The organism is Sphaerisporangium melleum (assembly GCF_014646695.1).
Classification (GTDB): Bacteria; Actinomycetota; Actinomycetes; order Streptosporangiales; family Streptosporangiaceae; genus Sphaerisporangium; species Sphaerisporangium melleum.
This window is the reverse complement of the sequence record NZ_BMNT01000003.1, coordinates 93819-117566: the sequence shown is the minus strand read 5'-3', so window position 1 is coordinate 117566 and position 23748 is coordinate 93819. Positions and strand designations below refer to the sequence as shown.

Annotated in this window: 23 protein-coding genes and 3 pseudogenes; 15 read left to right on the top strand and 11 right to left on the bottom strand. The window is 68.5% G+C overall.

Annotation, left to right across the window (positions count from 1 at the left end):
• The first annotated feature begins 329 nt into the window (after positions 1-329).
• The 4 genes from IEY93_RS03590 to IEY93_RS37795 all read left to right on the top strand — a co-directional run bounded on the left by IEY93_RS03590 (position 330) and on the right by IEY93_RS37795 (position 5924).
• Positions 330-3095: an immune inhibitor A domain-containing protein gene (locus tag IEY93_RS03590; protein WP_189161489.1), complete on the top strand. Its 2766-nt coding sequence runs from the start codon at positions 330-332 to the stop codon at positions 3093-3095.
• Positions 3096-3314: 219 nt separating this feature from the next.
• Positions 3315-4253 (top strand): diacylglycerol/lipid kinase family protein, encoded by a 939-nt coding sequence (locus tag IEY93_RS03585; RefSeq protein WP_189161488.1) that lies wholly within the window; start codon positions 3315-3317, stop codon positions 4251-4253.
• Between the two features lie 70 nt (positions 4254-4323).
• Positions 4324-5628 carry a WD40 repeat domain-containing protein gene (locus IEY93_RS03580; RefSeq protein ID WP_229690820.1) on the top strand — a complete coding sequence of 435 codons (1305 nt, stop codon included), beginning with the start codon at positions 4324-4326 and terminating at the stop codon, positions 5626-5628.
• On the top strand, positions 5625-5924 hold the full coding sequence (locus tag IEY93_RS37795) for a DUF6247 family protein (protein WP_229690819.1): 300 nt from the start codon (positions 5625-5627) through the stop codon (positions 5922-5924). Before IEY93_RS03580 ends, IEY93_RS37795 begins: the two co-directional genes overlap by 4 nt.
• Positions 5925-6001: 77 nt before the next feature.
• On the opposite strand, the gene IEY93_RS03570 is transcribed toward IEY93_RS37795, so the two are convergent.
• The gene (locus IEY93_RS03570; protein WP_229690818.1) at positions 6002-7195 is read right to left on the bottom strand and encodes a MalY/PatB family protein; all 1194 of its coding nucleotides are present in this window, start codon (positions 7193-7195) and stop codon (positions 6002-6004) included.
• Between the two features lie 202 nt (positions 7196-7397).
• Here IEY93_RS03570 and IEY93_RS03565 point away from each other — a divergent pair, with 202 nt between their 5' ends.
• Together IEY93_RS03565 and IEY93_RS03560 are read left to right on the top strand one after the other, a co-directional pair.
• The gene (locus IEY93_RS03565; protein WP_189161485.1) at positions 7398-7766 is read left to right on the top strand and encodes a DUF5335 family protein; all 369 of its coding nucleotides are present in this window, start codon (positions 7398-7400) and stop codon (positions 7764-7766) included.
• 168 nt (positions 7767-7934) lie between these two features.
• Positions 7935-8372 (top strand): HIT family protein, encoded by a 438-nt coding sequence (locus IEY93_RS03560; protein ID WP_189161484.1) that lies wholly within the window; start codon positions 7935-7937, stop codon positions 8370-8372.
• A 60-nt stretch (positions 8373-8432) separates the two neighbouring features.
• On the opposite strand, the gene IEY93_RS03555 is transcribed toward IEY93_RS03560, so the two are convergent.
• The 4 genes from IEY93_RS03555 to IEY93_RS03540 all read right to left on the bottom strand — a co-directional run bounded on the left by IEY93_RS03555 (position 8433) and on the right by IEY93_RS03540 (position 12649).
• Positions 8433-9518 carry a hypothetical protein gene (locus tag IEY93_RS03555; protein WP_189161483.1) on the bottom strand — a complete coding sequence of 362 codons (1086 nt, stop codon included), beginning with the start codon at positions 9516-9518 and terminating at the stop codon, positions 8433-8435.
• A gap of 132 nt (positions 9519-9650) precedes the next feature.
• Positions 9651-10607: a GlxA family transcriptional regulator gene (locus IEY93_RS03550; protein WP_189161482.1), complete on the bottom strand. Its 957-nt coding sequence runs from the start codon at positions 10605-10607 to the stop codon at positions 9651-9653.
• 319 nt (positions 10608-10926) lie between these two features.
• The gene (locus IEY93_RS03545; RefSeq protein ID WP_189161481.1) at positions 10927-11757 is read right to left on the bottom strand and encodes an oxidoreductase; all 831 of its coding nucleotides are present in this window, start codon (positions 11755-11757) and stop codon (positions 10927-10929) included.
• A 16-nt stretch (positions 11758-11773) separates the two neighbouring features.
• Positions 11774-12649 (bottom strand): NmrA family NAD(P)-binding protein, encoded by an 876-nt coding sequence (locus IEY93_RS03540; RefSeq protein ID WP_189161480.1) that lies wholly within the window; start codon positions 12647-12649, stop codon positions 11774-11776.
• 161 nt (positions 12650-12810) lie between these two features.
• Between IEY93_RS03540 and IEY93_RS03535 the strand changes: the two genes are divergently transcribed.
• On the top strand, positions 12811-13437 hold the full coding sequence (locus tag IEY93_RS03535) for a TetR/AcrR family transcriptional regulator (protein WP_189161479.1): 627 nt from the start codon (positions 12811-12813) through the stop codon (positions 13435-13437).
• A gap of 22 nt (positions 13438-13459) precedes the next feature.
• On the opposite strand, the gene IEY93_RS03530 is transcribed toward IEY93_RS03535, so the two are convergent.
• Positions 13460-14128: an HD domain-containing protein gene (locus IEY93_RS03530; protein ID WP_203967941.1), complete on the bottom strand. Its 669-nt coding sequence runs from the start codon at positions 14126-14128 to the stop codon at positions 13460-13462.
• A 518-nt stretch (positions 14129-14646) separates the two neighbouring features.
• Between IEY93_RS03530 and IEY93_RS03525 the strand changes: the two genes are divergently transcribed.
• A complete protein-coding gene (locus IEY93_RS03525) occupies positions 14647-15225 on the top strand; it encodes a carbonic anhydrase (RefSeq protein ID WP_189161478.1) in 579 nt (192 codons plus the stop codon).
• A 212-nt stretch (positions 15226-15437) separates the two neighbouring features.
• Entirely contained in the window at positions 15438-16382 is a 945-nt protein-coding gene (locus IEY93_RS03520; RefSeq protein WP_229690817.1) for a GlxA family transcriptional regulator, read from the top strand.
• A gap of 96 nt (positions 16383-16478) precedes the next feature.
• On the opposite strand, the gene IEY93_RS03515 is transcribed toward IEY93_RS03520, so the two are convergent.
• Entirely contained in the window at positions 16479-17129 is a 651-nt protein-coding gene (locus IEY93_RS03515) for an NAD(P)-dependent oxidoreductase (protein ID WP_189161477.1), read from the bottom strand.
• A 213-nt stretch (positions 17130-17342) separates the two neighbouring features.
• Here IEY93_RS03515 and IEY93_RS03510 point away from each other — a divergent pair, with 213 nt between their 5' ends.
• Complete coding sequence (locus IEY93_RS03510) at positions 17343-18260, top strand: helix-turn-helix transcriptional regulator (RefSeq protein ID WP_189161476.1); 918 nt, start codon at positions 17343-17345, stop codon at positions 18258-18260.
• Positions 18261-18399: 139 nt separating this feature from the next.
• Complete coding sequence (locus tag IEY93_RS03505) at positions 18400-18978, top strand: HD domain-containing protein (protein ID WP_203967942.1); 579 nt, start codon at positions 18400-18402, stop codon at positions 18976-18978.
• 85 nt (positions 18979-19063) lie between these two features.
• Here the strand turns inward: IEY93_RS03505 and IEY93_RS03500 are convergent, their stop codons facing one another.
• Positions 19064-19696 (bottom strand): permease-like cell division protein FtsX, encoded by a 633-nt coding sequence (locus tag IEY93_RS03500; RefSeq protein WP_189161474.1) that lies wholly within the window; start codon positions 19694-19696, stop codon positions 19064-19066.
• Between the two features lie 135 nt (positions 19697-19831).
• On the opposite strand from IEY93_RS03500, the gene IEY93_RS03495 reads away from it, so the two are divergent.
• On the top strand, positions 19832-20221 hold the full coding sequence (locus IEY93_RS03495; RefSeq protein WP_203967943.1) for a VOC family protein: 390 nt from the start codon (positions 19832-19834) through the stop codon (positions 20219-20221).
• A gap of 34 nt (positions 20222-20255) precedes the next feature.
• Here the strand turns inward: IEY93_RS03495 and IEY93_RS03490 are convergent, their stop codons facing one another.
• On the bottom strand, positions 20256-20666 hold the full coding sequence (locus tag IEY93_RS03490; RefSeq protein ID WP_189161473.1) for a type II toxin-antitoxin system VapC family toxin: 411 nt from the start codon (positions 20664-20666) through the stop codon (positions 20256-20258).
• Positions 20667-20671: 5 nt separating this feature from the next.
• Here IEY93_RS03490 and IEY93_RS03485 point away from each other — a divergent pair, with 5 nt between their 5' ends.
• Complete coding sequence (locus IEY93_RS03485) at positions 20672-20941, top strand: hypothetical protein (protein WP_189161472.1); 270 nt, start codon at positions 20672-20674, stop codon at positions 20939-20941.
• Positions 20942-21148: 207 nt separating this feature from the next.
• On the opposite strand, the pseudogene IEY93_RS37790 reads toward IEY93_RS03485, so the two are convergent.
• A pseudogene (locus IEY93_RS37790) lies at positions 21149-21403 on the bottom strand (IS110 family transposase); the annotation flags it as partial.
• A 170-nt stretch (positions 21404-21573) separates the two neighbouring features.
• Positions 21574-21800: pseudogene (locus tag IEY93_RS37785) on the bottom strand (transposase); the annotation flags it as partial.
• 4 nt (positions 21801-21804) lie between these two features.
• Here IEY93_RS37785 and IEY93_RS03480 point away from each other — a divergent pair.
• Both IEY93_RS03480 and IEY93_RS03475 read left to right on the top strand, forming a co-directional pair.
• Positions 21805-22032, top strand: a pseudogene (locus tag IEY93_RS03480) (transposase family protein); the annotation flags it as partial.
• A gap of 332 nt (positions 22033-22364) precedes the next feature.
• Positions 22365-23657: a chymotrypsin family serine protease gene (locus IEY93_RS03475; RefSeq protein WP_189161470.1), complete on the top strand. Its 1293-nt coding sequence runs from the start codon at positions 22365-22367 to the stop codon at positions 23655-23657.
• Positions 23658-23748: the final 91 nt, after the last annotated feature.

Below are 23748 nucleotides of genomic sequence, written 5' to 3'. Positions count from 1 at the left end.
GCGCGGGACGGTGTGGACGCGTCTGCGAGGACCGGTGCGGAACGCGGAAAGCGGTGCGCACCTGGGGCGGGCGGAGCGGTCGGATGCCCGGAAACCGCGATAGGACAGGGGTGGAACCCTCGGAATCCGCAATCGGATCGGACTCGCCGGGATGACGATTTCGCAACATCCACTGTCCCCTTTACCGCTACTTTACCTTTTCGTCTAACGTCCGCTTTGCCGAATCTGGGGCGTTCCATTGGTAAACGCCACAGATCTCCACCGTTGGCGTGTCCATCACGGCGCGCCTTGACGTCGCCCGGACACCCCGGGCGGAGGAGGAAACCTCGTTGTCACGCAGAGTCAGGCGTCTCGCCGCCGTGCTGCCGGTCCTCGGACTGGCCGCAGCGGGTCTCGCGGTCACCGGTGCCGCGGCGCCAGGTGACACCTCGGTCGCCAGTTACCAGCCCAGCGCGAGTGACCACTACATCAACTACGCGCCGCCCCGGGTACAGAGCGACAGCGCCTCGAAGGCGGACGAGAAGGTGGACACCAAGGCGGGCGAGCGCCGCGTCCACGTGCCCACCGCCGAGGAGTTCGACCACAAGTTCTCCCTGGGCAACCCGGTCGCCGCCCGCGAGCTCACCAAGCGTGAGCGCAAGGCCGTCCACACCGGCAAGAACCCGTTCGAGTTCCTGTACAAGAAGGCCAAGGTCACCCAGCAGGCCAAGCTGCTCACCCTGCTGGTGGAGTTCAACGAGAACGCCAACGACGACTTCTCGGGCTTCCAGCACCCCAAGAGCACCGACGAGCCGGACGTCTGCGTCACCGACCCGCCGGGCACCAAGCTCAACGGGCCGCTGCACAACAACATCCCGAACCCCGCCACCGCGGCCGGCGGCGGCAAGGACAACAACTCCATGTGGGTGGCGGACTTCAACAACGCCCACTACAACAACATGCTCTACTCCAGCAAGGGCATCACCAAGCGGGTCCGCACGGACCTGAAGGACCCTCGCGACGGTAAGCCGGGCATCGACATCTCCGGCCAGACCATGAAGAACATGTACGAGGAGATGTCCAAGGGCGCCTACACCGTCACCGGTGAGGCCCTCGGCTGGATCAAGGTCCCGCACTCCGAGGCGTGGTACGGCGCGGGCTCCTGCGGCGCCGCCATCCAGGACAGCTCCGGCCACCCGGACAACCCGCGCGGCACCGCTCAGATGGGCGTCGACGCGGTGAACATCCTCGCCCAGCAGAACCCCAACTTCCCCTGGGCGGACTACGACAAGGAAGACACCTCCGACGCCGACGGCGACGGCAACTACAACGAGCCGGACGGTGTGATCGACCACCTCGTGCTCGTGCACGCCGGTGAGGACAAGTCCGGCGGCGGCGGCGCCCAGGGCACCTACGCGATCTGGGCCCACTCCAGCGCGATCCCCGGCGGCTACACCATCCCCGGCACCAGCATCAAGATCTCGAACTACATCGTGCAGCCGGAGGACTCCGGCGTGGGCGTGTTCGCCCACGAGTACGGCCACGACCTCGGTCTGCCGGACCTGTACGACGCCACCGGCGCCGGCGACAGCGACGTGGAGTTCTGGGACCTGATGTCCACCGGCTCCCACTCCGGCCCGATCTTCCAGTCGATGCCGACGCACATGGGCCTGTGGGACAAGTGGGTGCTGGGCTGGGCCAACCCGAAGGTCCTCAACCCCGGTGACGGCACCAAGCTCCTGACCGTCGGCCAGACCTCGCGTACGCCCAAGCTCACCGAGGACGGCGTCCGGATCAACCTGCCCGACAAGGACGTCACCCTCACCACCCCGCACAGCGGGTCCAAGGTGTGGTGGTCCGGCAACGACCAGGACTGGGCCGACGTGCGGATCGCCCGCGACCTGTCCGTCCCGGCCGACGCCAAGTTCTGGTTCTGGAACGACTACACCATCGAGCAGGACTGGGACTTCGGCTTCGTCGAGGTCTCCACCGACGGTGGCACCACCTGGTCGGAGCAGAAGGTCTACGGCGAGGACGGCACGCTGGTCTCGACCGACGACGGCTACGCCGACCCGAACAAGCGCCTGAAGGACTACGGCAACAAGAAGTACGGCATCACCGGTGAGACCGACGGCTGGCAGCACTACTACGCCGACCTCACCCCGTTCGCCGGCCAGAACATCAAGCTGCGCCTGCGCTACGCCACCGACGCCGCCGCCAACGAGCGCGGCTGGTTCGTCGACGACCTGTCGGTCACCAGCGGCGCCTCCACCGTGTGGAGCGACGACGTCGAGCAGGGCGCCAACGGCTGGACCGCGACCGTCGGCACCTTCGTCGACACCACCGGCACCGGCTGGACCCAGCACACCGGCGACCTCAAGAGCGCCCAGTACTACCTGGCCGAGTGGCGCAACCTGGACGGGTTCGACAAGGGCCTGAGCTACACCTACGACACCACCTGGAACCGTGACGGCGCCTGGCGCGTGGAGAAGGTCCCCTACAACGCCCCCGGCATGCTGGTGTGGCTGCGCGACACCTCGCTCGGCTACAACAACGCGGCGTCCAACATCTGGTCGCTGCCGTCGGCGGGCGCCAAGGGCCAGCTGCTGCTGGTCGACTCGCACTTCGACCCGCTGCGCCGCAGCGGTGAGGCCGCGCAGGTCGACACCAGCACGCTGAAGAACATCCCGTCCCGGCCGCAGGCCTCCAACGCGGCGTTCGGCTTCACCAAGACGTACTCCTTCCAGGAGTGCATCGAGGGCGCGCCGTTCGTCCCCTACTGCACCAAGTTCACCCCGCAGGCCCCGGTGAAGGACTTCACCGACGCCAAGGGCTGGTACCCCGGCTTCGAGTTCCGTGACGGCGGCCTGTACTACCGCTTCCGCGACGGCTCGACGGTCGTCCCCTCCAAGGGCAACCAGCCGTACTCGGTGCGCATCGTCAACCCCGACGGCACCCCGGCGACCGAGCTGTACGGCGAGGACCTGAACGGCTTCACCATGGGCTCGGGCAACCCCGGCGACGAGGGCAAGCAGCTCGGCGTCAAGATCAAGCTGATCACCCCGCTGCCCGGCAACCTGGGAGTGATCGCCCAGTTCACCCCGCCGGCCAAGTGAGCGGCGGACGGCACGTGATCGAAGCCTGAGCGGCGGCCCCGCACCGGAGAACCTCCGGACGAGGGGCCGTCACCCGGGCCGGGCGGGCGGCAGGCGCACGAGCCGGCCGCCCGCCCACCTTCCTTGGTCGGGACGGGTACGGCGCCGCCGAACCCGTCCCGACCGTTTTCCCGGCCCGAATACCATGTCCCCGACGGTCTTCTACGGGACGGGTGATCGGTGAGCGAGCTGCGGACCAAGGCGGAACACACCAAGGCGATCCGCGAACTGCGCAGAGTTGTGCTGGTGGTCAACACCCGTTCCCGCCGCGGGCGCCACCGCTACTTCGAGGCGCTGCGGCTGATGCAGGCCGAGGGCTTCCGCCCGATGCGCACCTACGCCGTCATGGACCCCTCCCGGCTGCCGGAGATCCTGATCGAGGCCCTCGACCTGCAGCCCGACCTGCTCGTGGTCGGCGGCGGCGACGGCACCCTCAGCGGCGCCGTCAAGCACGTCGCCCACCGCGACGTCGCCCTCGGCGTGCTGCCGCTCGGCACCACCAACAACTTCGCGCGCAGCCTCGGCCTGCCGCTCGACCTCGCCATGGCGATCAAGGTGTTCAGCCGCGGCAAGGTCGCCGACATCGACCTCGGCATGGCGGGCGACCAGCCGTTCGCCAACCTCGCGAGCTTCGGCGTCTCGGTCGAGGTCGCCGGCACGGTCAAGCCCTGGCTCAAGCGCATCCTCGGCCGCGCCGCCTACCCGCTCACCGCGCTGAGCATCCTGCCCCGGCACACGCCGTTCCGCGCGGCCATCACCGTGGACGGCCGCCGCCACGAGCTGCTCACCCACCAGCTCAACATCGCCAACGGGCGCTTCCACGGCGGCTGGCAGATCGCCCGCGACATCAGCATCGACAACCGCCGCCTGGTGGCCTACCAGCTCGGCTCGGGCAAGCGCCTGCGCCTGCTGGCCGAGACCCTGGTACGCGCCGCCGGCGGGCGCTGGCGCAGCCTCGCGGGCGGGCCGTTCGTCACCGGCACCGAGATGCTGCTGGAGACCGATCCGCCGATGCCCGCCGACGTGGACGGCGAGGTCCTGCTGCGCACCCCCCTCACCATCAAGGCCATCCCCAACGGCCTGCGCGTCATGGTCCCCCCGGGCTTCGTCGACACCTGAGCCGGCCCCGGCATCCCGCCTTTTCATGAACGTTCCCGCCCGGACCACCGCGCATGAGTATCGTGGCCGGGTGCTGACCCAAGCCTGCGGACATCCCGCACACGCGGCCACCAGCCGGGTGTGCCCGCATCTGGTCGCCGTGCCGGAGAACCGGGACGTGGCCTACGCCCGGCTGCTGACCGGGCGGGGGATGGAGTTCGACCTCATCTGCCGCGATTGCGATGAGGCCGAGCGGCCTGCCGCCCTGGTGGAGGTGTGCGAGGGATGCGTCGACCGGCTGATCGACGCCGAGGAGATGCTCGGCTGGCGCGGACAGCCGGAGATCCTCGAACGGCCGGAACCGCTCGACGTCACGGTGTCGCGCTGGACGCCGCCGCCTTCGCTGGGCGAGGTGATCGACCTCGCCCCCGTCCACGACGCCGGCCGGTCCCGCTGGCTGGCACTGTGCGCCGACGGCAAGATCGCCGAGCTCGACCCGGACGCCGGCCGGGTCACCGTGCTCGCGACCGTCGAACCGCCCGCCGAGCCGGACCACAAACCCTGGAGCGACCACCCGCTGCGCCACCGGCTGCACGCCTCGGCCTGCGGCCGCTTCGCCGCCGTGGTCAACGACTACGGCAGGTACGGAAAGGTGGTCGATCTCGCGCGGGGCGTCGTCACGCTCCACCTCGACGGCGGCGACTACTACGCCAGCACCGTGCCGTTCTCGCTGGCCTTCGCCGTGGCCGGGGACCGGCCGGTCGTCGTGCACCGCACCCGCTGGAACCGGCTGGACGTGAGCGACCCGGCCACCGGTGAGCCGCTGACCGCCCGCGAGCACGACGAGACGCCGGAGAACGAGCGGCCGCCCCACCACCTCGACTACTTCCACGGCCGCCTGCTGTGCTCGCCGGCCGGCCGCACGCTCGCCGACGACGGCTGGATCTGGTCCCCGGTCGGGACGCTCGCGGTCTGGAGCCTCGGCGCCTGGCTGGACGGCAACGTGTGGGAGTCCGAGGACGGCCCGTCCCGGCACGTGCTGTGCCACCGCGACTACTACTGGGACGGGCCGATGTGCTTCGTGGACGACGACCTGCTGGCCGTCGGAGGCATCGGCGACGACGAGGACGCGATGCTGGACGGCGTACGGCTGTTCGACACCGCCTCGGGTGCCGAGGTGACCACCTTCACCGGGCCCGCCGATGCCTTCTTCTCCGACGGCCGGCGGCTCTACTCCGCGCACTCCGACGGCCTGCACGTCTGGGACCCGTTCACCGGCCACCGCACCGGCACCGTGCCGGGATTCGTACCGACCTGCCTGCACCGAGGCACCGGCGAACTCGCCGCCATCACCGACAACACCCTGCACCGCTGGCGGGTGGATCGGTCGGTATGACCGCTCACCCTTTGGAACCTGTCACGCCCCGTGATCCCGGGGAGGACCCTTCCGGGATTTTCGAAGCGCTTCCGCCGTCGCATCGTGCCCTGTTCCGGTCGGAGTATGACGAGGCGTTGGAAGCCGCGCACGAGCTCGTCCGTTTCGAGCAGGTGCGGACGCTGTTGCGCCGATGGCGCCTGCGTGCGATCGCGTACGCCCGCCCCCGCTACGAGGAGGCCGTCGAGGACGCTCTCCACGGTCGCACGGAGAGGTTCACTCGCTACGCACAGCCGGAGTGGGACGGCCGGGTGTGAACTTCAGGTTCGACGGTTCCACGGGAGTACCCTGCACGCCCTTGTCCCGATCCCCACGGACGGCGATCTCGTAGGGCTCAGGGTGCGTTCAGGGTGCTGGTGCGGCGGGTGGTGAGGGCGTCGGACATGCGGGTCATCGCGTCGGTGAGCAGGGCGGGGGAGGTGGCGAAGTTGAAGCGGGCGAAGCCGCTGCCGGGCGGGCCGAACTTCAGGCCCGAGTACAGCGCCACCTCGCCGTGGCGCAGGAACCACTCCGCCGGGTCGTCGCCGAGGCCGAGAGCACGCAGGTCCAGCCAGGCCAGGTAGGTCGCCTGCGGCGGCCGGTAGACCACCCCGGGCAGCCGTTCGGCCAGCAGTTCGCCGAGCAGGGTGCGGTTGGCGGAAAGGCCCGCCATCAGCTCGTCCAGCCACGGCTCGCCCTCGCTGAACGCCGCTTCAGAGGCCAGCACGCCGAACATCCCGGCGCTCTCGCTCACCTCCGGGTCGATGCCGGCGACGTCCGCGCGGGCCTCCTCGCCCGGGACGGCGAGCGCGGCCTTCAGCCCGGGCAGGTTCCACGCCTTGGACGCCGAGACCAGCGCGACCGACCGGGCGCCGGCCGGGGCGTCCAGCGACGGGAACGGCACGTGGCGCCCGCCCGGGTAGACCAGTGGCGCGTGGATCTCGTCGGACACCACCCGCACGCCGTACTCGTCGGCGAGCGCGGCGACGGCGAGCAGTTCATCCTCGCCGAGCACCAGGCCGGTGGGATTGTGCGGGTTGCACAGCAGATACGCGGCGGCCCCGGCCGCGAAGTCGCGTTCCAGCGCGGCCAGGTCCAGCCGGTGGCCGTCCGGGCCGAGGGCCAGCGGGCTCTGCACCACTTGCCGGCCGATGCGCGGCAGCCAGTAGAAGTACGGCGGGTAGGCGGGGGTGTTCACCACCACCCGGTCACCGGGCCGGGTGACCAGGTGCAACACCTCGACCACGCCTGCCATGACGTCCGGCACCAGGCGTATCGCCGCCGGGTCGGCGTGGTGACCGAACCGCCGGGCGGCGAAGGCCGCGTACGCCTCCGGCAGCCCGCAGGGCGTGGCGTACCCGGTGTCGCCGCGGGAGACGGCTCCGGCGAGCGCGGTGACGATCGGCTCGGCGAGCGGGGTGTCCATCTCGGCCACCCAGACGGGCAGCACCTGCGGCGGGTGGTGCCGCCACTTGGCGCTGTGCCGCCCGCGCAGCTCGTCCAGGCCGTACGCGGACAGGGGCCCGCCGGAACCGGTCCGATCGCTCACGCTGGATCCCTTCTGCGTAAACCCATCACGCCTGCTCTCCCAAACTCCGACGATTACACCCTTTCGGCAGTTATAGCCAGCCAAGTCACGCTCTGTAGTGATTTGTCATACTTTTAGTGGTTCGGTGCTGCGCCGATCGCCGGGTATGGCCGACCATGAGAACGGACGCGGCCCTCGAGGCCGCGCGGCAAGGGGGACCGGCATGAACCAGCGGCGCACCGACCTTCCACGTGGCGAATGGCGGGAGTTCTTCGACGCGATGACCCGCGACTACGAGGGCGTCGAGGTCACCGTCGAGGTGCTCAGCAGCGAACTCGGCGACCAGATGGAGGCGGAACGGTCACCGCTCGCCTACCTGGAGTACGACCCGAAGGACGACCAGTTCGCGGTGGGCCTGGGCGGGCGCGGGGGCGGCATGGTCACCCGGCACGCCGTCGACCACCCTCAGCGGATCATGGCCGACACCGTCCAGGAAGGGGCGGTGCGCGCCTTCGACGTCGTGGACGCCGAGGGCAGCGAGACCATCGTCACCCTGCGCCGCCCCCGCCCCGCCCCGCGGCCCCCGGCCTGATCCCGGCGGACGCCTCGACAGCCGCCGGGCACTGTCGTCGCCGCCCCCTACCCGGCGCGCCGCAGGCCGTCGTACCGGCTGTGCTCGCTGGCCTGCACGGTCGAACGCCGAGCCGCGACGGCCGGGGGTTTGCCGCGGAGGTGGGCCACAGCGGGCCACAATGAGTCCATGACCGTCCCCGACGACCCCACGTGCCCCTTCTGCGCCATCGCGGCCGGTCGCACGCCCGCGCACATCGTGCTGGCCGACGAGGTCGCGGTGGCCTTCCTCGACGCCCGCCCGGTGTTCAAGGGCCACGTGCTGGTCATCCCGCGCGGCCACGTCGAGACCCTCGGCGACCTGCCGGGGGAGACCCTCGGACCGTACTTCGCCCGGGTCCAGGCCGTCTCCCTGGCCGTGGAGCAGGGCCTCGGCGCGGCGGGCACCTTCGTGGCGATGAACAACCGCATCAGCCAGAGCGTCCCCCACCTGCACACCCACGTCGTCCCCCGCCACAAGAAGGACGGCCTGCGCGGCTTCTTCTGGCCCCGAGTCAAATACGAAGACCAGCCCGAAGCCGCCACCTACGCCACCCGCCTCCGCGAAGCCCTCGAAGCGATCTCATGACCCCCTACGCCACCGCAGGGGTCGAGCCGATCGGAGCGTCAGGCAGTGATCCTGGACCGTTCACCGAGGTTGTGAGCGGTCTCCGAAAATCTTGTGCGCCTTGGCCAGGGCCCGATCGTTCATCTTCCGAAGGTCGGCGATGTTCGCCTTGTGCTTTGCAAGGGCCGCCGCGTAGTGCTCGTCCTCGATCTTGCGGCGGCTCTGTGCGTAGCCGAGCGCCGTGTCGCACCTGGCGTCGGCCGTCGCCAGCCGTACTTCGTCGTTCTGGGCCTTCGCTGAGTCGATGCTCGGGTCGGCGTGTCCGCGGGCGGCCATCTCTCGGGCGGATTCCGGGTCTTTGATGCCCTCGTAGCCGGACTCGGCCATGCAGTCCGACCAACGCCGGTTCAACTCGGCGAGACGAACGTCCGCCGTGGCGTGCTGTTGCGCCTCGATGGCGAAGGATCCGGCGAAGGTGCTCCACTTCAGCCAGTCCCGCAAGGACCCGTACAGTCGTAAGCGTGCTTTGGAGAGGCATCCATCGCTCGACGTCTCGGTGGTGCCCCCTTGTGGCAAGGTCGCCCTGACGACAGGCGCGTCCTCCTTGCCGAAAAAGGCTTCGCCCCATCTCTCGCGATCCGCTGCCGAAAGCCGGCCGACGCCGGACGGGTCGGCATCCTCCGCGGTTCGGAGGCGTTCCGCGGAGCGATAGCCAACCGTGCTCGCCTCACTGAGAGGAGTGCCGTAGGAATCGGACGCCAGAGTGGGGTTGATGTCGCGATCAGGGGCCTGGCGCTTGACGTACGGCAGTCCCTTGCCCGTCATGCAGCGATATACCAACTCCTCGGTCGCGGCGAAGCGAACACCCTCTCCCGCGAAGAGCCCTTCGATCTCTCTGATCAGCTCAGGATCATGGCCGGACAGACGGCCGGTGGCCTGCGGCGCCGGAGCTTCTTGGCCGCGGCTCTGGGCAACCGGCGATGTGACAAGGACCGCGATGCTCGTTGCGCCCAACGCGCCGGCAACACACCCGGTCAACAGCCATTTCCGTCCTCGTACCATAAGACCTGAACTCCCTTGGCGCGTGACAACGGTCGAACGGCGACCGTGATGGCCGTGGAAAGGGGGCGTATCAGGGGCGCCCTCGCCATCATTCTCCTTTGCCATCGCCGGTTCATCAGATGAGTCGTCGTCTTAGCACCGCTGACGGGTGCATCAGGTCAGGAAAGTTCTTCCTCGATGCTGTTCAGACCGGGGAGCCCGGCTACAGAGCCGAGGGCACTGGCGAAGATGTGGCGGTCATGCGTCCACCTTCTCGTCCTTGTGGCGGAACAGGCTCCGGTATTCCTGAGGCGAAGTGTCAAGGTGCCGATGGAATGCGGCCCGCAAGGAAGCGGGAGCGCCGAGCCCGGTGAGGCGGCCGATCTGCTCGATGGGCACGGTGGTCGCCTCCAGCAGTTCACGTGCTCGGTCGATGCGTGCGTCGGTCAGCCAGGCCATGGGCGGGGTGCCGGTCTCCTTGCGGAAGCGGCGGATCAGCGTCCGCCGCGACATATGGGCGCGTTCTGCGAGGTCGTCGATGGTCATGGGCTTCGCAAGGTTGTCGAGCATCCACTGACGCAGAGGAGCAAGTTCGTCTCCGCTCGCTTCGGGGCGGAGTTGTTCGACGAACTGCGCTTGGCCTCCCCGCCGCCGTGGCGGCGCGACAAGATCGCGTGCACGTGTGTTCGCTGCCGCGGCGCCGCGGTCGGTGAGGATCAGGTGCAGGCACAAGTCGATTCCCGCGGTCACGCCGGCGGACGTGAGGATGTCACCGTCGTCGACGTACAACTGATTCGGCAGGACTTTGACGAGTGGGTAGCGCTGACGCAGTCGCTCGGCGAGCCGCCAGTGTGTGGTCGCGGGGCGCCCGTCGAGCAGTCCGGCTGCGGCAAGGGTGAAGGCCGCGGTGCAGATGGAGACGAGTCTGGCGCCTCGGGCGTGAGCCGCCTGTAGCGCCGCCAGAAGCTCGGCCGACGGGGCCGTGTCGATGTCGTCGTACCCCGGAATGATCACGGTGTCGGCCTCGTCCAGGGCCTCGAGACCGGCCGTGACCGTGATCGCAAAGCCCCGCCCTGGCACTCGTCCGGCCTCGGTGTCGGCGCACACGGTCAGCTCATAGTGAGGGTCCGTGGCGAAGATCTGTGTCGCGATACCGAACTCGAGCGGGAGCACACCGGGCAGTAGGAGCACCGCAATGTGGTGTCTGCCGGTCATAGTGGCACTATCCTAGCGACCATGGTCATTCGTGCCACGTGTGGGAAGTAGGTCTCGTACTGTCGGGCCATGACCGGCACCCTCGCTCTCTCGAAAGGGCTGCGGAACGGGGGACTCGATCTTCCTGGCACGTGACCGTGCCCCGCGCACCGGTCATGCGGAGGCCGCGCCGCCCCATCCCGGCGAGCAGACCGTGCATCCGCGCCTCGATGGCGTCGAGGATCGGGCTCGGAGGCCCGCGGCAGGGTCCAGGCGCGACCGAAGCTTCCGCCGGGCTTCGGACCGTGGTGCCGGAGAAGGCGGATGCGGCGTTGTCGTCCTAGTCGTGATCGGTGGAGAGCGCGACCTGCCGCCAGGCGTCCATCTCCTTGCGGAAGGTGTCCAGCTTGGTGTCGAAGGCGTGCAGGGTGTCGGCTCCGAGCGGGAGACGCAGCGGCGGCTCGGCGACGCCGGCCATCTCGACAATGGCGCGCGCGGCCTTGACCGGGTCGCCGGGTTGAGCGTGGTTCAGGCTTGCGGACGCTGCACGCATCGCGCCGGCGGTGGCCGCGTAGTCGTCGATGGTGGCGGGGCCGGTGTGCAGGCTGGCGGGGTCGAGGAAGTCGGTGCGGAAGAAGCCCGGTTCGACGAGCGTCACGTGGATGCCGAGGGGGGCCAGTTCGGCGTGGAGGGTCTCGGTGAAGCCTTCGACGGCGAACTTCGTGGAGGCGTAGATGCCCCAGCCCGGCGCGGTGGCGAAGCCCACGATGGAGCTGATGTTGATCACGTGGCCGGAACGCTGATGCCGCAGTACCGGCAACACGGCGCGTTGGACGGCGAGCGGGCCGAACACGTTGGTCTCGTACACCGCGCGGACCGCGGCGTCGTCGGACTCTTCGACGGCGGCGAGCAGTCCTGTGCCGGCGTTGTTGACCAGGACATCGATGCGCCCGAACCGCGCGACCGCCACGTCGACGGCCGCCTGGATGCTCAGCGGGTCGGTCACGTCCAGCGCCACGGTGTGCAGCGCGTCCCCGGCGTCGGGGAGCTGCTCGCGGACGGTTTCGGCCTTCCGTGCGGTCGCGACCACCTGGTGCCCGGCGGCGAGGGCGGCACGGGTGATCTCCAGGCCGAAGCCCCGGGACGAGCCGGTGATGAACCAAACGCTCATTGCTCTTCTCCAGTGTTCAGATGATGGGCAGGGCGAAGGCCGCCCGGTTCTGGGCGACGAACGTCTCGACGTCGAGGGGGTCGCTGCCGCCGATTCTCTTGATCAGGTCGTTGGTGCCGGCGAAGACGCCGTCGCGGTAGTCGACGGCTACGGCGAGCAGGTGCTGGATCAGGTGGTCCGGCGCGCCGCGCCCGTGCAGGATGGCGGCGAATTCGTCGAGTTCGATGGGCACGTAGGTGACCTCGCGGTCCAGCGCCCGCGACATCTTCTCGGCGATCTCGTAGTAGTCGAGCTCCTCGGCTCCGTACAGCGGGTAGATCTGGCCGGCGTGCGGGGCGGGGTCTTCGAGGATGGCCGCGATCACCTTCGCCTGGTCGCTTTCCGCGATGGGGGCGTGGCGTCCGTCGGCGAAGGGCAGGCGCAGTTCGCCGGTTCCGTCGGCCCAGGTGTCGATCAGCCACTGGGCGAAGAAGGTCGGCCGGAGGTGGGTGACGGGGACCTGAGAGTGGTCCAGGAGACGTTCGGCGACCCAGTGCTGGCGTGCCGCGTTGCTGGCGGTGTGGCGGCGGGCGGAGACCTGCGACATGTTCACGATCGCCTGGACGCCGTTCTCTTCGGCGGCCTGGGCCACGTTCGCGGTGGCGTCCATGAGGCCGGGGCGGATCGGATAGGTGAAGTACAGGGCGTCGATTCCCCCGGCCGCCCGGGCCAGGGAGTCGAGGTCGAGGACGTCGCCTTCCACGATGTCGGCTCCGAGTGCGGCGAGCCGCTCGGCGCGTGCGTCGAGACCGCGGACGAGTGCGCGGACGCGGTGCCCGCGCTGGAGCAGTAGTTCGGTGGTGTGGCGGCCGGTCTTGCCGGTGGCTCCGATCACGAGGAGGTGGCGTTCCATGAGGTGTTCTCCGTTTCTTGGGAGGGGGCCGGCGGGGCTCCCGCCTGTGGACGGGCGTCCGCCTCACAGAAAATGGGCTTGTAAGCCCTTTTTTGACCCGTCCCCAGGGAACACCATCAAGAAGGGGCTGTCAAGCCCTTTTTTCTGGTACCATGGTGACCATGACCACTGCCAGGGAAGCGCCGGCTCAGAAGCTGACCGCCAAGGGCCTGGCCACCCGCGAACGCATCGTGCAGGCGGCCGCCGAGCTGTTCTACGAACAGGGTGCGCAGAACACCAACAATGAGCAGATCCGCGCGGCCGCCGGAGTCAGCGGCTCGCAGTTGACGCGCCATTTCCCCATCAAGGAGTCCCTCGTGCGCGCGGTGCTCGCCTGGCAGGCCGACACCATCGTCGCCCGCCACCAGGCGCCCGAACTGGGCGAGCTGGACAGCTTCGCCGCACTGCGCCGGTGGGCCGACTCCTCCATCGCCTCGCAGGACATGGTGCGCGGCGGGTGCATATTCGGCTCCCTGGCCGCCGAGGTCGTCAAAGCGGAGCCCGCCCACCGGGACGCGGTGGCCGACGGCTTCCAGCGGTGGCAGGAGTTGTTCAAGCGCGGCCTGAGCAAGATGCGCGAACGCGGCGAACTGCGGCCGGAGGCCGACCCGGCCGCACTTGCGCACCTGCTCACCGCCGCGTTCCAGGGGGGAGCGCTGCTGGACCAGGCGGCCGGCGAGTCCGCACCCCTGCGTGACGCGCTGTACGGAGCCCTGGCCTACGTCGAGTCGTTCGCCACGGAACGCTGATCGCGCCGCGGGGTGTCGTCCCCTACTCTCCCCATGGTCCGTTGATCACGCCACGCTCCATGGATGTGACGCCGTCCGCCGCCCGTTCCTGCGCGAGTTGGTAGGTGAGCGTGTAGGCCGGCGCGGCCGTCTCGGAGCGGGCACCGTGGGCGAGGACTTCGTCCGCCAGATGGCGGACCATCTGAAGCCGCGGATAAGCGGCATGGATCCGGCTCTGCTCCTCGGCCACGAGGTCGGCGTTCTTTCCGAAGTCGATCCAGATGCCTTCGTGGGTCAGGTGGGTCAACAACCCCATTCGCTCGGGGATCTGCGGAGTGGTGTGCAGGGCGATGGCCTCCCAGACCTTGTCCACGTCCCGAGCCGGCGCGCCGAGGCCGGTCAGCACGGCGGCGGCGAGATCGGCGCTCTCCACCTCGAACCGGAGCAGGCCCGGTGCGTCCGGCCCGGTCGCCAGGTCGTGCATCACGTTCGCGGCGAAGAGGAGTTCCTCGTTGTAGTCCGCGTCGTCGAGCACTCCCTTGTGGGCGGCGAACAGGCGGGACCAGTAGAAGCCGCGGATGCAGTGGTTCAGCACGGACGGGTGCATCGCGGCCCGCGCCGCGGCGAAGCTCGCCTCGGCCAGCGGTCCGGAAGGCAGAGCGAGTACGTCGCCGTACAGCCCGTTCGGCAGGGCGGGCGGAGTCTTGGTCATGGATGTGACGCTATGAGAGCCGCACACAGGCGAAAAGTGGCACGGATGCCAACTACCGCTATAACCGTGCCACACGAAGAACGGGCACCGCGTCACCGTGGTCGTACCGACCGGTGTCCTTGCGCTTGAGTCCGGCACCGCGGGCGGATCTTCTCGACGGGCATGTGCCGCGAGCGAGCATCGATGATCAACGCGGATCTGTGGCCTGGCGGCGCGAGCGGCCGACGCGGCACAGGGGGCTCGGCCGCATCCAGCGGGTGGCAGGATTCGAGGTATTGCTGTCATTGCCGCCAACCAGCCGGCCACTTAACGTTGCAAGCGAGCCGATGACAGCGCATTCGCGGTCTCCCGGCCGTCGCCGGCCACCGCCATGCGTCCGGACGGCCGCCATATCCGGCACCAGGCGCTCCATTGGCCGACCCGCACAACGATTCCGGCCCTCACGTGCGGCGGCATCTGCAGGGACCCCCCGAAGTGCCTGGCGTGTTCCCATCGAATAGTCGTCAAGTGAGGAAAAGATGGATCTCAGCGAGTACGAATTCCGCAGCCAGCCGTGGTTCGATCAGGAGAACTTCCAGGGGTTCAATGAGGCGATCCCCATGAAGACCATGGTCGTGCACTGCTTCGATCCGCGAGCCGCGGACATCCCCGACGCCGTCGCCAAGCACTTCGGGGACGAGGTCTTCCCGGGCGAGAACGTCCTCGACGAGAACGGCAACCGGGTCGGCCATACACGCACGCTGTTCTCCCTGGCAAACGCCGGTGGGCGTGCGGTCGACGCGCTGCAGGCGGTCGCGACCATGGACTACCTGTTCCGCTTCACGACCGTCGTCGTGGTGCACCACTCGTTCTGCGGTGCGACGGCGTTCCGGCCGGACCAGCTCATCAACCGGTACCGCGACGAGCACAACGTGGATATCTCTGATGCTTTCCGTCGGGATGCCCTGACCATTCCGCACTTCGACGAGTCGATCAAGTACGACCTCGCCCTGCTCCGGAGCCACCCCGCTGTGCCGAGGTCCACCAAGCTCTTCGGGTTCTTCTACGAGATGAACACCGGCGAGCTCATCGAGATCGCGCGGGACGTGCCCGCGTAAGCTTCCCGTCCTGCCCTGCGGTGATCGCCACCTGGCCTTGGCCGGCGTACGCAGGGACCCTTCCGAGGCCGCGCGGTTCCGTCGTCCTTGCCGGGCGGCGGCCGGGCGGCATGAGCGCGCCCATCATGGACGGGGCGCGAAGCCATGGCATAAATTGCAGTATGCCCTCAGAAACTGCCACGGCTGCGATCGGAGACATCCGGAGGATCGTCGTGGTCGCCTACGACGGCGCGAAGCTCATGGACATCGCCGGCCCGCTGCAAGCGTTCAGCGAGGCGAACTTCCTGGACGGCCGTCCCGCCTACGACGTCGTCCTCGCCTCTACGGACGGCAGAGCCGTCACCACCGACACAGGCGTGCGGCTGGAGACCACACGGCTGGACGATGCCGTCCTCCACGGAGTCGACACCCTGCTGGTCTCGGGCAGCGACTTGAGATTGCCGCCGGCCTCGACGGCCGCACTGCGTTCCTGCCTGGCCGAGCACCTCGCCCGGCCGCGCCGGCTCGGCTCCATCTGCACCGGAGCGTTCGTCCTCGCCGAACTCGGCGTGCTCGACGGCCGGGAAGCGACCACGCACTGGGCGTTCTGCCGCCGACTTGAGCGCGAGCACCCCACCGTCAGCGTGAACCCCGACGCGCTCTTCGTCACTTCGGGCCGGATCTGGACGTCAGCCGGTGTGTCCGCGGGAATCGACATGGTGCTGGCGATGATCGAGAACGACCTCGGCCGCGAAACGGCCCTCAACATCGCGCGCTCGATGGTCCTCTTCCTCAAGAGGCCCGGCGGGCAGTCCCAGTTCAGCATCGAACTGCGACAGCAGATGCAGGACGTACGGGGCCGGTTCGACGACTTGCACGACTGGATCCGCGTGAACCTCACCACCGATCTGTCCGTTCAGGCACTCGCCGACGCCGCCCACATGAGCCCACGGAATTTCGCTCGCGTCTACGTCCGCGAAACCGGGGAGAGCCCGGCACGGGCCGTCGAAAAACTCCGGCTCGAAGCCGCGAGGCGCCTTCTTGAGGCGACGCGTGATCCCGTGCGTCTCGTCGCAAGGCGAACGGGTTTCGGTGACGACGAGCGAATGCGACGCGCGTTCGTCAAAGCCCTGGGCGTGTCTCCTCAGGACTATCGCAGCCGGTTCGGGCAGGTCTGACTTCCCGACTTGGACCATCCGACCGCCGCCCCTCTCGAACGGCCCGCCACTCCCCATCATGGGAAATGGCGGGCCGGACGCCTGTGCGCCTGTCGGTCAGTAGCCGACGGCGAAGCGCCGCCGGCGGTGGCCGGGCCGCTCGATCTCGTCGAGAAGGGCGACCGCGTAGTCCTCCACGGAGATGACGCTGTTGCCGTCGCCGTCGATGACGAGGTCGTCCAGGGCGGTGCGGTAGCCGCCGGTGCGGGTACCGGGTTCGATCATGGCCGCGGGGCTGATGCTGGTCCAGTCGACGTCTGTGACGGTCCGGTAGTGGTCGAGGGCGTCGCCGTGGGCGTGCATGATCTGCAGCAGGAAGTCGGGCAGGCCCGGGGCATCCCACACCTTCTTGCCGTCGGGGGTGTGCAGGGAGCCGGCGCCGCCGACGGTGATCAGGCGGGGTGCCTGCTCGCCGAGGGTCCGCAGTCCTTCGGTGAGGGCGACGGCGACAGGCTTGATGGTGGCGATGTGGCCGGGGCCGTCACCGCCGCCGACAGCGCTGACGACGACGTCCTGGCCCTTCGCGGCGGCGGCGACCGAATGGGCGTCGAGGGCGTCGCCGGTGATGACGGTCAGGTTCGCGTGGCGTTCGGTGACCTTGGCGCGGTCGCGGACGACGGCGGTGACGGTGTGGCCGCGGCCGAGGGCCTCGCGGACGATGGCGGAGCCGATGGTGCCGTTGGCGCCGAAGACGGCGATGTTCGTCATGGCAGTGGTTTCCTTCGTGAACTGTCGTGGTGGTTCGGTGGGTGGTCAGGCGGTGACGGATACGGTCTGCCGTTCGGGCTTCCCGACCTTTGGTAGAAGTCGGTCATCGATGCCGGCCGGGAGCCGCGCCGTCCTTACCGTCACGGATGCTCTCGACCGATTTCAAACGTAGGAGCCGCGAAAGGTTCCGCCCAGGTAGGGTGAGGTCTCGTCATGGTGAAAAACGGACACGAAGCGATCCCGGAGATCCGGTACGTCCCGTCGGAGGCCGGCACGGTCGGTGTCGAGGTGATGACGATCGCCGAGTTGCGCCGTCGCATGCATCGCCACGGCGAGGCGGAAGGCGCGCGAGACGCCGAGGGAGCCGGTCGCGCACAGCGCCCGGACTTCCACCTGCTCCTCACGGTGGAACAGGGGCTGCTGTGGCACATGGTCGACTTCGCCGACCACGCCGTCACCGACAGCACCTGGCTATGGGTCCGCCCCGCCCAGGTACAGCGTTTCGGCGACCTCAGCGCGGCGACCGGCACTCTGGTGCTGTTCCAGCCCGACTTCCTCGACCCCGCCACCGCCGGCGACGTCCGCCTCGACGACCCCTTCGGACGCACCCTGTGGCAGATCACCGCAGAGGACGCCCCCGCCTTGCGCCAGGCCCTCGACCACCTCGCGCACGAATACGGCACCACGCGCGTGCCGGCGCCCACCCGCTCCGCCATCCTCCAGCGGCTGCTCGCCGTGCTCCTGCTGCGCCTGACCCACTCGGCCGCACCCGCGGGCACCCCGCCGGCCGAGCACACGGAAACCTTCCAGCGCTTCCGCGCCGCCGTCGAGACCAACTTCACCTGGGCCCGCGACGTCGGCCACTACGCACGCGTCCTCGGGTACTCGCCGCGTACCTTGACCCGGGCCGCGCTCGCCGCGGCCGGCGTCGGCGCCAAGGAGTTCATCGACCGTCGGGTCGTGCTGGAGGCCAAACGCCTCCTCGCCCACGGCGACGAACCCGTCGGGAGCATCGGGGCCCGCCTCGGCTTCCTCGACACCAGCAACTTCGTCAAATACTTCGACCAGCGCACCGGCACCACACCGGCCGCCTTCCGCAGCCGGTACCGCCCGGCCCGGGCCGGGCGCTGAAGTGGCGCAGCGGGCAGGACGAGGACCACCACGTGGCGCTGATCAATTCGTCGACGTGATGGCCCGATCCTGGCGATGCACGGCACTCGGGCCGCTTCTCGTTGTTGCGCCGCGCTCATACGGTCGGGGCATGAACGACATGCTTGCCCTGCCGACGGGGCCGCTGGCCGACGCGAGCCTCGCCCTTGTCCAGAAGTCGGAGAGCACGCCGATCGCCGACCACAGCATCCGCAGCTTCCTGTTCGCCCGCCTGCTGGCCGAGCAGGAAGGCTGCCTGAACGACGCGGCTTACGACGAGAACCTGCTCTTCGCCGCCTGCGTGATGCACGATCTGGGGCTGGGCGCCCTCGCGGCCGGCCAGGCCCGATTCGAAGTGGAAGGCGCTGATCTGGCGGCATCCGTGCTGACCGAGCACGGCATCGCCGCGGCGGACGTCGACCGGGTGTGGGAAGCGATCGCCCTGCACTCCTCCCTGGGCATCGCCGACCGGCGCGGACTGCTGACGTACCTGACCCACAAAGGTGTCTTCACCGATGCCGGCCGCTTCACCGACCTCGGCGTCTCGGTGCTCCAGCCGATTTACGCGACATACCCCCGACCCGCCGACCCGCGCTTCATGCAGGACGCGATCGTCGAGCATGCCGCCCGCTCCCCGGCCGCGGCTCCGCCGTACTCGATCGCGGCCTGGTACCTGCACCAGCGACAGACCGGAGGGTGACCTCTGTCCTGCCGTCCGGTCGACTGCTCCCGCCGGCTCACCCGATCGGTCGTCATCTTGGCGGCGCTTGACGGGCGGCCTTCGGTCAGGAGAACTCTTCCTCGACGCTGTTCACGCCGGGGAGCCTGCCGACTGCGCGCCTGACGCGGTCGACGGCTTGCGGACCGTCGAGGACCAGGTGGTAGGACTCGGGAACGCGCGGGGAGAGCTTTGTGCTGTCCGGCCGGGCGAGCATCATCCAGTATGCGTCCTTCGTAGCATGCCTGTGATCCTCCAGGTAGATCGCCCCGATACCGTCGAGGGTGCGAAGGGTCTGGTAGATGGCGGCCTTCTCGGCCGCGCCGGCCTCGCCCCGCCCGACGCATGGCGAGTCCTTCTCCGGAGCGGTCTGCGGGCAGAGACGGATCACCACATCGGCCTTACCGGCCCAGAAGCTCGTCCCGCGCATATAGACGTCCGAGACTCCGGGTAGCGTCTCCACCTTCCGCTGGAAGTCTCCCGTCGCGGTGAGGTCGACCACGAATGATTCCGGCATGTCGGATTCGCGGACTGCCGCGCGGAGCGTGGCGCTCAGGTCCCACGCCTGCGTGAAGTCTTTGAGAGCCTCCGCGCGCGGCTGGAACCGCACGGCGGACACCTCGGGCAGGCCTTTGAGGGTGCGTTCGACCATCAGGCGCTGCGCGGCCGTGATCGCATGCCCGTCGCAGTTGTCCTGCACACTGCCACTCCCGCACAGAACCACCGACGCTTCCCCCGTCGTCGGCCACGGCGCATCGGGTGGCGGCAGAGGCCCGGCCTCTGCGCGGCGAAGGACCCACACCCCGCGCCGAGCCCGGCGAGCAGGACCAGCACGATGGCCACCACGGCCCACCGCTTCCAGCTCACACCGGAAGCGTCGTCTGGACCTTCTTCGAGGGACATGCGCACGACTGTGTCGGGCGAACGACACCGGGTCAATTCGTTTGATCTCAATGAGCTGCGCTCCATGGGCGTCAACGGCCCGGAGGATGACCCCACCGTCCTACTCGTCCACATCACCGGCAGGCTGCCGCGCATCTCCTTCCAACTCGTACCAGAGAGCAAGCAGGTCAAAAACCGGGTTCATCTCGACCTGAGCGCCACCGACGCGGTCGCGGAGGTTAAGCGGCTGTGTGCACTGGGGGCAACGGTTCAGGCCGAGCGTGAGGACTGGATCACGATGCGGGATCCCGACGGCAACGAGTTCTGCCTCATGCGTTCGTGAGCGCAACCACGTCCCGGCCATGAGGAGCAACGGGCTACGGATGCAACGCCAAGCCGTTGACGTGACGTGGACGCACTACCCGAAAGTGGCGGTAGTCCAACGTCGCCACGTCCCGAACTCCAAGACGTTCGGCTACCGCGATGACGGAGGCGTCTACTGTCCCCAGAGGGAAGTCGGCGTAGGAGGTGACAAGTTCCGCCATTCGGGAAAGATCCTGCAATGTCAGCGCTTCCAGGCGAAGTTCTTCATCGGCGACTGATCGGAGGAAGCTCGCCTCAACGGCCGGTCCGACTCTGGACTCCAGTAACCAGCAGACTTCGGTCAAGACGGGTGCGGGAACGATCAAGGGCCCACGGCAGCGTTCCAAGAACTCCAGACAGCGCTTGTGATCGGCATCGTCGCTGTTGAGGACCGCAACAAGCGGCCCTGTGTCGCAAAGGATCACGCCGTGTGCCGACCCAGCTCAGCTCGGATGATGTCCTCAGACCGTGCGGCAAGGTCTGCTTCGGCTGTCATGAGTCCAGCGAAGGAGAGCCGGCGGCGCCGACCCCCCTCAAGCACGGAAGCTGGCGGTTCTTCGTCCTGATGATCGCCTACGAGGTGGAGAACGACCGCACGCACGGCCTTAGCCTGGTCCGGCGTCAACTGGTCGACCAGACGGTGCAGATCTTCGTCCTTGTGCGCCAAGCTCATGACCCCGAGTTTACGCAGCGGAGTTGATCGTTTCCGGAGAGTGAGAAAAGCGATCGGAATCCGCCTGGCCTGCATCACTACAGCCACATCTACCCTGACCCTACTGGGACCATGCCTGCCGCCGGGTCCTTGGTCGCGTGTCGCATCTCGGGTCACACCGCTGGGTCCAGCGGGGGGATGGAGCGCGGGAGACTGTGAGGCGGGAGTCGTTGCTGCACATCGCCACCGGACCCAAGTCTCGAGGTTGCGCTGTCGGCCCGAGGCGCGCAGCAGGGCGTGCAGTCGGCGGGTGGTGAGCTTGACGGCGGCGCCGGGCGTCGGGGCGGCTTGAAGGACGGTGCGGGCCTCGCGGGAGGTCAGGCCGATGTTCTTGACGTGGAAGGCCTTCAACGCCGTGGGGAAGTACTCGCGCAGCAGTGACCGGAGCTGGTTGGCCAGCTGCTGACGGTTGCAGACCGCGTCCTGCTGGGCTCGGGCCGGCACGGCAATGAGAGAGCTCGACGGCTCGACATCCGATAAGCAGTTCGTGGCCCCAGCCGGCCGCAGGCCCGCACGTTGTGCATAGGGCTCGGCGGCCCCGGTAAATGCGAGCGATGTCTCCTGCGGCTGACTCACGCCACGATTCAGCCGAAAAGGGGCGAAGGCGGGCGGTGATCGAGAGGGACCGAGTCGCACTGCCTTAGACGTACCAGCGGCTCCAACGCCAGGCTGTCATGGGTGTTGGCGGCACTGACCGCGACACAGATCGGCAGACCACTCCGTTCGGTAATGAGGTGGATCTTCGACCCTTTCTTGCCGCGATCGACAGGATTCAGGCCTGTCAGATCCCCCCTTTGACCGCCCGGACACTGACCGAGTCGATCGCGCACCGCGACCAGTCCAGCTGCAGGGCAGGGATCCTCACCCTGACCGACAAGGGGTATCAGGGCTCTGGGGCCACCGTCGTGATCACGCCCTACAAGCCTGCCTCCCAGAAGCACGCCAACCGCTCCCACGCCAAGCTCCGCGGCCCTGACGAACGCGCAAACTCCCATCTCAGAAGCTGGCGCATCCTGCGCAAGCTCCGCTGCTGTCCGAACAAGGCCGGCCGCCTGGTCAAGGCCATCGCCGTCCTATAGAACCACCGCATAGCTCAGGCCGCGCGAGGATGAAATGAGTTCCTCGATGGGCAAGCGAGTCACGGTCTTAGGCATGTCCGGATGCGGACATTATCCGGTAAGCATCCTTTTTGCGAGGTTCCGGATGCCGTGAATTCGTGTGCCCAGGTGGTGGGCCAGATCACCTGCCCCTACCCCTGATAATCGGATGGTCGGATCCGGGCATTCGGGCATTCGGGCGGTGAACAATAAGCATTTACCATCGCCGACCGTAAGGGTCAAGCTATTGATCGGTCTTTATTAGCATGACATACCGGGGTTTGTCACCGTAATGCCCAAGGAGGATCAACCCGGTGAGTAACCCCCCCAGCACCTTGAAACTCTCACGATTCCGCCACCTCGCCGTGGCGACGGGAATCGTGCTCGCCGCCGCCGGCATGGGCACCGCCCAGGCCGCCAGCGCGCCCGATCCGATCAAGCCCCGGACCACCGGGGCCGTCGAGCACACCGGAGCGGTCCCCGGCGGCTACGCCTCCTGGAAGGATCTGCTGCTCGACCAGCAGAAGATGATCACAGCCGCCGACCGCATCACCGCCCTGGGCGGCAGCGGCTACGCCGGCGTCATCGCCGCGCCGGAGAACCGTGAACTGCGCGTGTACTGGAAGGGCAAGCCCCCCAGGCAGGTCAACGAACTGGTGGACCAGTTGCGGCGCGACGTGGGAATCAACGTCCTACCGGCGAAGTACTCGGCGCGTGAGCTGCAGCGGGAGGCGGACCGCCTCATCCGCGCCAACAGCAGCACGCTCACCTCCATCACGGCACTGCAGGACGGCTCGGGCCTGGCGGCCTCCAGCGCCGTCATCGACGCGGCCCGCACCGCGATCGCCGACGCGGCGGTGCCGGTCAGCATCGAGCAAGGCGTCAAGCCCGAACTGGCCACCCGCTGGAACGACAGCGCGCCGTGGTATGGCGGCGGCGCTTGGCGCAACGCCAGCACCGGTGGCGGCTGCTCGACCGGCTTCGCCGTGACTTACCAGGGCGTTCTCGAACCCGGCCCCGAGAAGAAGATGCTGTCCGCCGGGCACTGCGCGGCGATCGGCCAGACCGCGACCGACCCGACCAATGAGGTCATCGGCAACGTCACGCACGACAACGACAGCCGCGACGTGCTGCTCATCGGCACCAGCGCCGGCGGCCGGGTCTTCAACAACCCGGTCGACTCGCAAGGGCTCGCGATCGTTAGCACCGAGTTCAGCAACCCCGTGATCGGCACCGCCGCCTCGGTCGTCGGCACCTACCTCTGCGCCTCCGGCGCCTACTCCGGCACCAACTGCAACATCCGGACCACGCAGGTCAACGTCACCATCAACGTTGGCTACAGCATCACCGGCCTCGTCCGCGCCGAGCAGCAGAACATGGTCAACGCGGTGGGGCAGGGCGACAGCGGCGGCCCCGTTGAATACGTGAACCCGAGCAACACCACCCAGGTGTACGCGGCCGGTGTGGTCACGGCCATCGACACCAGCGCCTCGGTGACGTGCACCGGTTACGTGACCACCGGCCGTATCTGCTCCTGGCGCATGTACTACACCCCGTGGAGCAACGCGACCTTGGCGTTCCCCGGCATCGCCATCATCCCCGGATGATCGACGACATCTCGAATGATCTGATTTGAGCGATCAGGGGCCGGCGCTCTGGATGCCGACCCCTTTTCGTCGCCCGCCGCGTAAGAGGTGA